At 67.3% G+C, this 11806-nt stretch carries 1 protein-coding gene; it reads right to left on the bottom strand.

The features are described from left to right. On the bottom strand, nt 1-11790 hold an 11790-nt coding region (locus tag LC039_RS18540), incomplete at its 3' end, for a carbohydrate-binding protein (protein WP_226627229.1). Nucleotides 11791-11806 lie beyond the last annotated feature (16 nt).

The following is an 11806-nucleotide window of genomic DNA, read 5'->3' as shown; positions in this document are numbered from 1 at the left end:
CACCGTGTAGGTGGCGCTGCGCGGGCTGCCGTCGCCGCCGGCGTTCAGCGTGACCCCGGTCACCGTGAGCGGACCACCCGGCCCGGTCACCGTGATGTCGCCGACGTCGATGCTCGAGGCATCCAGCGCCACGTCGTCGCTGAAGGTCACAACCACGCTGGCGGTCGCCGCCCCGGCGATGGTGATGTCCGCGGCGATCACCGCATCGACCACCGGCGCCACATCGTCCTCGGGCGGCGGGGTGACCGGCACGGCGACGTTGAAGCTCGCCAGCGCCGCATTGGCCGCCACCGCGTTGCCGCTGGTGTCGAGCACCTGCCCGCCCGCCAGCGCCACCGTGTAGGCGCCGTTGTCCGCCGTGTCCCAGCTGCCGCCCGGCGCCGCCACCGTGTAGGTGGCGCTGCGCGGCGTGCCGTCGCTGCCGGTGTCGAGGCTGACCCCGGTCACCGCGAGCGGCCCGCCCGGCCCGGTCACCGTGATGTCGGTGACGTCGATGCTCGAAGCATCCAGCGCCACGTCGTCGCTGAAGGTCACAACCACGCTGGCGGTCGCCCCCCCGGCGATGGTGATGTCCGCGGCGATCACCGCATCGACCACCGGCGCCACATCGTCCTCGGGCTCGGGATCGACCGTGACCTGCTCCAGGGTGAAGGAGCGGAAGTCGAGGATGTAGCCGTTCGACGCCAGCGCCCCCTCGAAGGTGAAACGCAGGGTCTGCAGGCCGGCCTCGAGCGCCACGGTGGTCGCCGCAGTCGGCGCGAAGACCGTGCCGCTGAAGGAGGTCGAGCTGCCATTGCTGTCGGGCAGCGCGAAGGTGGCGAGCGGCGTGCCGTCCTCGAGGGTTGCGATCACCGAGTTGCCGCCGATCGGGGTCTTGGCGTTGATGCTCAGCGCATAGTTGCCCGCCTGTGCCACGTCGATGGTGTATTCGACCCATTCGCCGGGCTGCACGTAGCCGATGTCATTGGTCGCGCCTACCAGCTCGACATCGGTGTCGGCGCGCAGTGGATGGCTGCCGTCGCGGCCCGGGTCATCGTTCCACGAGATGCCCTGCCCGCCGCTGTCGAAGTTCGCGGCGACCACGGTGAGGGTCTCGTCCAGCACGGGGGCCGGGCCCGGATAGGGCTGCTGCACCGGCGCCGGGCTGTTGTCGGCGTCGAAGAAGTCGGGCGTGCCGTCGAGATCGCTGTCGCTCACCAGCGCATCGTTGACCCCGTCCGCGTCAGCGTCTTCCGCAGCGGAGAGCGTGTAGCCCTGCACGTTGGTGACGATGAACATGTGGTCGTTGTAGTCAAAGTTCGACCCGCCCGGGTAATCCTGGATGCCGATGTAGGTGCCTTCGATGACGTTGCCCGCCGAGTCCCTGGCCTCGAAGAAGCGGATGTAGTGGCCCTCATTCGGCGGGCTGATGTTGTAGGTGTCATCCGCCACGTTGGCATTGGGATCGCTCCAGGCCGAGAAGGTCGGCTGGCCATCCACCGTCACCCGCAGGCCGAAGGGATCGTCGCGGTCGATGCTCGCGCGGGCCACGCCCGATTGCGCGCCCGGCCCTGAGATCAGCCCGTCCGGCAGCAGGGTCTGGTACTGGTTGTCATCCTGCGCATAGAGCTCGGTGAGCGCGCCGTTCGACACGTCGTGCAGGCTGAGCCGGCTGACGCCCGCGCTCAGGTAGGCGGCGATCTGGATCACCTCGACCGGCTTGCTGTCGTCGAGCCGCTGCAGGTAGGGCAGCAGCACCTCGTCGCCGACCGTCTCGACCACACCGCCGTTGGACAGGAGCCCCTGCGCCACGTCGGTCGAGTAACCGAAGGCCTGCACGATCTGCGCGACGGTCGGCTCCTCGCCGCCCTCGGACTGGATCTGCGCGAGACCGGCCAGGGCGATCTCGCGGACCCCCGCGCTGCTGCCGATGGTCAGCGTGCCCTCGTAGGAGGTCGCCTGGTTGTCGTCGTTCGGATCGACCCCGATGAAGCTGACGGAGACCTGCGCCGAGCCACCCGGGGCGATGACCTGCCCTTCGGCGAGCCCGCTCAGCGTGAAGGCGCCGGTGATCTCGAGATCGTCGATGCTCAGATCGCTGATGCCGTCGTTGGTGATGGTCAGCACCGCGCTGTCGCGGAAGGCCTGGTTGGCGTTCGCCGGAGTGTCGATGCGCGAGAAGACCAGCCGATCGTCCGCCGCCGCATCGTCGAGACCCTCGATGGTGGCCACCGCGCCGTAGTAGACCGGCGCGACCCCCTGGATGATGAACATGTTGTCGTTATAGTCGTAGTTGATGCCCGTGTAGTCCATCACGCCTAGGAAGACGTTCTCGATGGCCACGCCGTCCTCGTCGACCGCCTGGAAGACCCGCACGGTGTAGCCGTCCGAGACCTCGTTGCCGTCCGGATCGTAGACCTGCCCATTCGAGATGGTGTAGCCGGGATAGCGCGCATCGAGTTCGGCCTGGGTCGGCACCCCCGAGCCGGTCGGGTTGAGCCGCGGATCGGTCGAGAGCCCCGCGACCTCGATCCCGAAGAGATCGTTGCCCGCCCAGCCGTCGGGAATATCCGCCGCCGAGAAGACCCGCGTGGCGAAGGACGTGCTGTTGGACATGGGCAGCAGCGTCTGGTTGTTGGTGCTGAGGTGACTGGTGAAGCCGACGTCGGCGCCCTTGTCGCCCGGTGCGTGGATCCCCATGCTGGCGCCCGAGGGGCTGTGGAAGGCGGCGATCTGGGTGATCCGCGCCTCGGTCACCCCGTCGGCGAGCCGCCAGTAGGGCGAGAGGATCTCGGTCTCGTCCACCGGCAGGTAGATGTCGTAGAAGTCCAGCTCGTCGCTCTCGCCGCCGCCGACGAAGGTTAGCCCTTCGATCTCGTTGCCGAAGCCGAAGACATCCCAGACCTCGTTGATGTTGGGCTCCTGTCCGCCTTCGTCGCGGGCTTGCCAGAAGCCCGCAAGATCGACCGTGGCCACCGGCGTGTCGGCGTCACTGGTGCGGATGTCGAGCGTGCCTTTGTAGACACCGCTGACGCTGCTGCTTCCGGCGGTGTAGGCGTCGCGGTCGAAGAGCACCTCGACATTGATCGACTGGCCGGCAGCCAGCGTCAGACCGTCGAAAACCGCCGGATCAGCCAGTTCGAACGGGCCGGAGATGGTCGCCTCGAGCACGTCCAGCGGCTCGCTGCCGGAGTTCGAGATGGTGACCGTGGCGCTCTCTTTGTAGTCGCGCGGGGTGTCTGCAACCACCGCGGTCGGGTTGTCGATCCAGGAGAAGTGCAGGCGGTTGTCGAAATAGGCCGGGTCGTTGCTCTGGATCTCGATGTCGGCATTGTCGTTGCCCGGCGCCGGGCGCACGTCGAGATAGTCGAGCGCACTCGCCCCGGACTGGTCCGAGATCACCGTGAGCTTGTACTGCACTCCGGCGGTCAATTCGACGTAGGCCGAGGTCTCGCCGGCGTCCCCTTCGCCGGGGAAGGCGATGTCGCCGATCTCGACCGGCTGCGCGCCGTTGGCGCTGAGGTAGACCGTCAGCCCGGCGCCATCCGGCGCCCCCGCGTTGGCCGCGAGGTCGAGCGCATAGGTGTCATCCGACGCGACGGTGAAGTAGAACTCCACCTGCGTGGCCCCCAATGTGCGGGTGGTGTCGTCGGTCGCCTCCAGTTCGATCCGCCCCTCGCCGTCGATCGCGGCATAGGCCGGCACGAAGGTGTCCACCGGCGCCTCGGAGACGCGCAGGTAGTCGATGTTCGCGCCATTGGCGTCGGGCACACTGATCGAGATGGTGTTGAGCCCCGCGTTCAGCGAGATCTGCGCGCTCTGCGGCCCCCAGACGTCCTCGCCCGCCGAGCTGTTGGGCTCGAAGGCCAGGATGCCCTGGTCGATGCCGTTGACGAAGAGCGAGGCCGGGCGCGCGTCCTTGGTGGTGGCGAGCGCATAGAGGATGTCCATGCCGTAGATGCCCGCCTCGGTGACCGAGACCGTCCAGGTGATGCTCTGCGTGCCGGTGCCGTCGAAGTCGACGAACTCGCCGCCGCTCTGGTTGCGCGGGTCGGTGGCCACCACAGCCCCGTCGAGTTCGGCGTTCTCCGCCTCGTACTTGGTGTAGGTGACGCCGCCGATCGTCTCGCTGCCGTCGTTCGGCGCGGTGGGCACGTTGGCGATAACCGCGACGCTGTCGATGTTCGGCCCGCCGTTGCTGGCAAGCTGCTCGATGATCACCGTGTTCGGCCCCTCCGAGAGATCGAGGGTGACCGCGAAGTCCTGCCATGCGGCGAAGCTGCCGGTGTCGGTGCTGGTGACCTGCACCGTCTGGGTGCCGGCGATGATCGCGATGGGCCGCGGTGTGCCCGAGCCGTTCGCCATGCGGAAGGTCAGCGTGTAGGAACCGGCGCTCGGCGCATCGTAGACGAAGGCCGCCTTGTCCTCTGCCCCGCCGTTCATGTCGAGATAGCCGGCCCCGGTGTAGCCGTCGTTCATCCCGTCGCCGTTGCTGTCGTAGGTCCCGCCGCCGGCTTCATGTGTGCTGGGATCGCTCAGCAGGCGGATCAGCGTGCCGTCATCGGTGTCGAGCACGGTAAAGGCGCTGGCGTCGATAAGGTTGCCGCTGGCGCTGTCGCCGGGGGTGAAGCTGGTGCTGGTGCTGGCGCTGTTGCCGTCGTCGTCGTTCACCGTCAGCACCGCCGAGACCTGCTCGGTCTGGCCGCTGAAGTCGAGGCTGAAACGGTTCTGCGCGTCGAGCGTCACCACCTGCTCGGGGCCGCCGTCGAGGCTGATCGTCAGGCTCTGGATGTCGGGGTCGAGCCCGACCACCTGGAACAGCACGTTGGCCGGATCCGCGGCGCTGACCACCAGCAGCCCGAGGTTGCCGCCCTCGTCGGCGGTATTGTCCTCGATCTCGCCGCCCGGCGCCGCGTCGAGCCGGATGATCTGGCTGATGCCGTTGGAGCGGTTGAGCGTGAGCATGTAGAGCCGTCCGTCGGCGCCCTCGATCACGTCGAGCGGATCGACGTAGTTGATCTCGTTGCCGTCGAGGTCGGTGAGGATGAAGTCCTGCGCCGGGGTGCCGTCCTCGTTGAACAGCACCGCCCGGAGGTTGTCGCCCGAGGAGTACTGCGTGAAGATCACCGCGTGCTGCAGCGAGGTGCCGAAGACGCCGCTCATGTACTCGATGGCGCCGTTGGGCGAACGGTTGTTGCCGAGGTTGTACGCGCCGGTCAGATCGTACTCGGGGTCGGGATCGGTGCCGACCGGGTAGTTGCCCACCTGGTTGGGATCGGTGCCGCTGGTCGGATTGGCGCCGTTGAGGATGAACTTGTCGCGCAGCGGGTTGGGGTGGCCGTAGTAGCCGTCCTCGACCATGCGGAACAGGTAGTCCGCCTGCAGGCCGACGCCGTTGATCCCCTCGTCCTCGGGGGTCGAGGGATCGTCGGGCACGTTGCCGCCCGCCGCCGAGCCGTTGGTCGGCACGTAGAGGTAGCCGTTGCTGTGCCAGACCAGATCATAGGCGTTGCGGTTGCCCTCGGCGAAGATGCGCAGCACGGCGTCCTCGGCATAGGGATCGTAGTAGCGCGTGATCAGCTCGGAAGAGGCATCCTCGCCGGTGCGCACCTCGGCCACGCCCTCGGCGGTGAAATGCAGGTAGTTGCCGACATAGATGCCGTCGGTGATCGCGATGCCGCCGTTCTTGAGATCGTTGTCGGTGTCGGCGTAGCGGCGGTTCAGACCATCCTCCGGGATCGGCTCGGTCGAGACGTCGAAACCGCCTTCGGGGGCCTCGCGGGTGCGGTCGATCTCGAGGATCGCCGCGTTGAGCAGTCGCTCGGGCCGGAAGCCCCAGGCGCTGTCCGGCTCGCCCATCGCCGAGTTCGAGCCCTGCGTGAGATAGAGCAGGTACTGCGGCTCGTCGCCGCCCGGCACGTAGTCGGGATTGATCCGGAACTCGAGGCTGTTGGTCACGTGGTCGCCGTTCGAGCGCGGCAGGCCGGTGATGTAGGTTTCGATGGTGGCATCCTCGAGCGAGCCGCCCTCGCCCAGCGTGACCTTCGAGATCCGGCCCGAGAATTCCGGCACCGAGTTCGAGCGGCCGTTGAGCGGGATCGGGTAGTTGTCGGTGATCCAGATGGTGTTGTCATCCTCGGGATCGAAGGCGATGCCGATGATCCCGCGGGTGCCGGCGCCCGGAACGTTGAAGTCCCCGCCGGGGAACCAGCTTTCCTTGGTCGACTGGTCGAGCGAACCGTCGGCGTTTACCGCCCAGCGGGTGATCGAGCCGGTGATCGAGGTGACATAGAGGAACTGCATGTCCGGCGACATCTCGATCGAGGTATAGCTCTCGCCCTGCGACGGGTCGGAGTTGACCTCGATGGTGTCGTTGAAGGCCACTTCGCGCGCCTCGACCAGCGGCGCGGCGCCGGTGGTGAAGGTGGTGGTGAACTTCTGGAACTCGCGGGTCAGCGCCGAAGTGTCGTCATTGTCGCCGCGGTCGCGGAAACCGTCGATGACCACGGTGTAGCTGGTGTAGGGCTTGAGGTCGGTGACCGGCGCGATGGTGACGGAGTCGAAGCCGCCGGTGGTGTTGGCGTTGTAGGCGACCTCTTCGCCGGTCAGCGTCTCGTAGATGCGGATCGAGCCGTCGCCGAGGCTTTCCAGCAGCACGCCGCCGCGGCCGTCCACCACGTCGATCCCCAGCACGATGTCCGAGGTCGGGTTGATGTCGGTGGGCAGCACGCCGCCCGAGATGCCAAGCTCGGCCTCGCCATCGGTCGAGACCGCGCGCGGGTTGATGAAGGCGGCGTAATCCTCGGGCGCCTCGTTGCCGTCCTCCGGCGTGAGATCGGGCAGCGCACGGATCTCGAGATACTGCATCTCGGTGATGTTGCCGCCCTGAGCCGAGAGCGTCAGGTGGCCGTCCTGCACATGCGCCAGCGTGGTCAGCAGCTCGGTCTTGAAGGCCGAGGTGCTGGTCCATTCGCTGACCAGCGCGCCCTCGACGAAGAGCCGGTTGTCGCTGTCGTTCGGCCCGCCGGTGTCGCCGATCGAAACCGTGACCTCGTACCAGCCGTTCTCCAGCTCGATCTCCCAGGCGGTGCGCGTCGGGAAGGAGCTGAGGTCGAAATGCGCGTAGCCGGTCAGGCGCGGATCCATGGCGTCGAAGTCGACGCTGAGCTTCTCGGTGGGCAGCGTGCCGTCATCGGGCAAGGTGCCCGAACCCGAGCGCTCGTTGACCGCGATCGTCGGGAAGCTCGAGCCGGTGGGTGTGTTGGTGGTGCCGTCGGCGTCGAGCGCCGAGTCCTCGGTGACGAAGCCGTAGGTGAGCCCGTTGGACTGCAGCCCGAAGTCGGTGAAGTTGCCGACGAGGTAGTCCGGGTCGACCGGCGTGCTGCCGTCCTGGAAGTTGATGCGAATGGTTTCGCGCACGCCGGGCTCCGAGGGCGGCGGCGGCGGGGTGATGTCGTTGAAGATCGTGACGCTGTCGATATTGGGCCCGTTCGCCACGGTGTTGGCGAGCGTTACCGTATTGGCGCCGGCGGCCAGGGTCACCTCGACCTCGATGTCCTCCCAGATGTCCCAGTCGGGGGTCATGCCGAAGGGTACGATCACCGTCTGCCCGTTGACCTGCAGTTCCATCGGGCGGTCGGGCATGGTGGTCGAGGCATTGGCGTAGCGGAAGCTCATCGTGTAGGTGCCCGCCTCGGGCACGGTGACGTCGAACTGCACCGCGTCGCCGATGTCGCCGCCCATGTCGAGGTAGCCGGTGCCGGTGTAGTCCGACCAGATGCCCTCGGGCCGGTCGGCGGTGACCCCTTCGATGTTGTCCGCGTCGCGGAACTGGGTGGAGGCGGGATCGCCCTCGCCGGTGCCGGTGTCATCGAGGATGATGATCGAACCGTCGCGGTTCTCGAGCTGGATCGTGGTGGAGAAGGCTTCGGGCACATCGCCGATGGCGATGACGGCAGAGGTCTGGGCCGTGTTCGCCGCATCGTCGGTCACGCGGAAGATCACGGTCAGAGACGTCTCTGCGGCGAAGGCAGAAAGGTCGAGCGTGACGATATCCCCCACGGGCGTCACCGGCTGGAAGCTGGCACCGCCGTCGGTCGAGACCTCGAAGAGCGTGATGTCCGCGTCGACCCCGGCGAGCGAGAACTCGACCGCGCCAAGCGCCGCGGGGTTGATCGCCGCCGCCTCGGGCGAGGCCGCGAGGTCATTGCCCTCGTCGGCGGTGGTGTCCGGCTCTGGGATCGGGCCGGTGCCGGCCTCGGTGATCTCGATGCGATCGACGTTGGGACCGGAGGTGGCGCCGGCGGGGATCGCCAGCGAGATGGCATTGTCCCCGGCGGTGAGCGTCACGGTGACGGTCTGGAAGAGCCAGTGGTCAAAGCCCTCTTCGGGCCCCGAGCCATCCGGGTCCGTGGTCACGAAGGGCAAGGAGACCGCACCGCCGCCGTTCACCGAAAGATCGAGCGGACGGGCGCCGTTCGAGGCGTAGCGCACGTTGAGGTCATACGCGCCGGCGGTGGCGACGTTCACGGTAAAGGTGATCGCATCGCCCGGCGTGTCGCCGAAGTCGAGATAGCCGTCGCCGCTGAAGCCCGGGCGCAGCCCGTTGGGCAGGTTCTGGTTCGATTCCGGGTTCTCGGGATCGCGGATCTGCGTGTCGTTGGTGTTCGCGTCAACGTCGATGATGGTCAGCGCGGCGAGGGTGTCGTCCTCGGCCTCGATGACGATGGGCTCGAAGACCGCGCCGGGATCGTTCACCGTGATGGCGAAGGTCTGCACCGAGCTCTGCCCGGTCTCGTCGAAGGCCGTGACCTCGACCGAAACCGTCGGCTCGCTGGCGAAGTCGAGGCTCTGTCCCGGCAGCAGCGTGAGTTGGTCGTCGCCGTCGACCTGGAAGCGGGCATCGTCGACGGTGAAGGAGACCGCCGTGCCCTCGGGATCGACCGAGGAGACCGTGCCGATGATCGCGCCCGCCGCGCCCGAGTCGACCGTCAGCCCGGTGATCTGCGGCTGCGAGGGCGCCTCGTCGACATCGCCCACGGTGATGGTGAGCGTCGTGGTGGTGGTCTCGTTCGCCGCATCGGTGGCGGTGATTTCGACGTCGATCGTGGGCGTGGCCTCGAAGTCCAGCGCGACGCCGTCCTTCAGCTTCAGCTGGCCGCCGACGACCTCGAAATCGGAGGCGGGATCGACGCTGAAGGTGATCGCGGCATCGTCTCCGTCGGGATCAACCGCCGAGAGCGTGCCGATCACCGCGCCCGCCGCGTTCTCGGCGACCGTGCTGGCGTCGAGGGCAATGGAGGTGGGCTGCGTGGCCTCCACCACGTCGGTTACGGTGACGGAAATGTCCTGCGAGGCGTTCAGCACACCGTCGCTGGTGGTCAGGGTCACCTCGTAGACATTGTCGCCGTCAAGATCCGCCGGGGCCTCGAAATCCGGCGCGGTGACGAAGTCGAGCGCGCCGGTGGTCTCGTTGAACTCGAACAGCGCGGCGTCGTCGCCAGTCAGCTCGTAGCTCAGCGCATCGCCCTCGCCATCGGTGGCGGTGAGCCCCACGGCCACCTCGGTGCTGTTCTCGTCGATCACCACGGCACCGGACGTCACGTCGAATTCCGGCGCGGTGTTCACCGGCGGGAAGGTCGGCACGTCGCCGACGCTGGTGATCGCGATGGCGTCGATATTGGGCCCGTTGCTGAAGCCCGCTGGGATCGCGAGGGTCAGGCTGTTCTCGCCGGCCTGCAGCGCGATCTGCACCGGCGCGCGCACCACCCAGGTGTCAAAGCCGTCGCGCTCGGGGAAGCCGATATTGCCGCCCACCGCATCCGCGCCGTTGACCAGCACCGCGATCGGACGGTCGGTCTGCGTCGACTCGACCGAGGCATAGCGGATGTGCAGCTCGTAAAGGCCGGTTTCGGCCACGCTCACGGTCCAGGTGATGGACTCGTCGCCATCGACGCCGGCGCCGCCGAAATCGGTGTAGCCAAAGCCGCTGTAGCCCACCCGCAGGGCATATTCGTCCTGCGGCGTGTTGCCGGAGCCCTCGCCGGTCGTCGGGTCGTTCTGCACGCGATGGAAGGTCTCGGCGCCCTCGGGGATGATGCCGGTCTCGGACTGCAGCACTATCGGCGCGATGGTCGGCGAAGGCAGTTCGGGATCGACGTCGGTGACGGTGATCGACAGCTCCTGCGTCACGCTGCGCACGCCATCGGAGACCTCGAGCGTGACCTCGAAGATGCCGTCGCCATTGGCGTCGCTCGCCGCCTCGAAGTCCGCCGGATCGTTCAGCGTCAGCAGGCCCGAGGCATCGACGCTGACCTTATCCGCATCCGGGCCGGTGAGCACGAAGCTCAGCACGTCGGGCGACAGGTCGCTCAGTTCCGGGTCATCGACCAGCACCTGGCCGATCTCGGTGGTGTTCTCGGCGATGTCGAAAGCCGCGGCAGAAAGCACCTCGGGGGCCGCGAAGCTGACCGCGGCGCCCGGAAGCGCGATGGCCACGGCATCGATGTTGGGTGCACCTGCCCCGTCGGTCTGGGCGATGATCACGGTGTGAGTGCCATCCCCGACGGTCACGGTGAAGCTGTGGCTGTCCCAGGTGCTCCAGCCGCCGGTCTGGGTATCGGCGAGCGTCTGCGCCGCGCCGCCGTCGACGGTCAGGGAAATCGGGCGCGCCGTTGTCGCCCCGTTCGCGTAGCGCAGGGTGATGTCATAGGTGCCCGCGGGCGCATCGAAGGTGAAGGAGAGCTTGTCCCCCACCCCGCCGTTGAGGTCGATGTAGCCGATGCCGCTGTAATTGTGGCGCAGGCCGAAATCGTCGAAGTCATTGCCCTCGCTCTCGGGGCCGGTGTTGTCATTTGCCCCACCCTCGATGGCGCCGCTCTCGGGATTTTCATCGGTGGTGCGCTTGGCCGTGCCGGTGCCCACGGGATCGAGCACTTCGATGTCTTCCACCCCGAGGTAGATCGGCGCGAAGGGAGGCACGACCGCCACGGTGATCGCCTGCTCGGTGGTGCCGCCCTCGGCATCGGTGGCGGAAATGATCAGATCGTAGCTCGGCTGCGCGTCGAAATCCGCCTCTTCGGTCAGTGTCAGCGCGCCGGTCTCCGGGTCGATCGCGAAGGCGCCGGCATCGGTCCCGCCCGCAATGGCGTAGATCATCCCGGCGCGGTCCGGAGCGTCCAGCGAGGTGTCGTTGGCAATGTCGGTCGCCAGCGCCGCGCCGACCGCGGTGCCGCCATCGGCCACGACGAAGCTCGCCTCGGACTCGAAGGTCGGAAGTGAGAAATTCGGCACGACACCCACGTCATGGATGGCGATCGCGTCGATGTTCGGAGCCCCGGCGGTGCCGTCCTGATTGACGATCAGATCGTGCGGGCCATCCCCGGTGAGCACCACCTCGATGGTGCGGGTCTCCCAGGAATAGAACGCGCCGGTATTTGTGTCGTCGATCTGGTACGTCACCCCGTCGACGGTGATCGAGATCGGGCGCAGACCCGAGCCGTTGGCGAGACGCAGGGTGATCTCGTAGGTGCCTGCCGGGGCATCGAAGGTGGTCGCGGCCTGGGCGCCGGTGTCATCGCCATTGATGTCGAGATAGCCCCAGCCGTCCTCGTCGCCGGTGCCGGTGTAGTCGGGCCGCAGCCCGTAGATGTCATGATTGGGAAGGCCATTGTTTGTCCCGAGGCCGGAGGCGTTCACCCCGTCGACCTCCTGGTTCTCGACGCGGGTCCGGATGACGTTGGCGGATCCGGTTTCGTCCACAAGGTCGAGAACGAGAGCTTCGCCCTGGATGAAAATGGTTTCGATCGGCATGTCAGAACCTCCCCCA

Origin of the sequence: Alloyangia pacifica, assembly GCF_020524285.1 — a bacterium.
Classification (GTDB): Bacteria; Pseudomonadota; Alphaproteobacteria; order Rhodobacterales; family Rhodobacteraceae; genus Salipiger; species Salipiger pacificus_B.
This window is presented reverse-complemented; position numbering and strand designations above follow the sequence as displayed.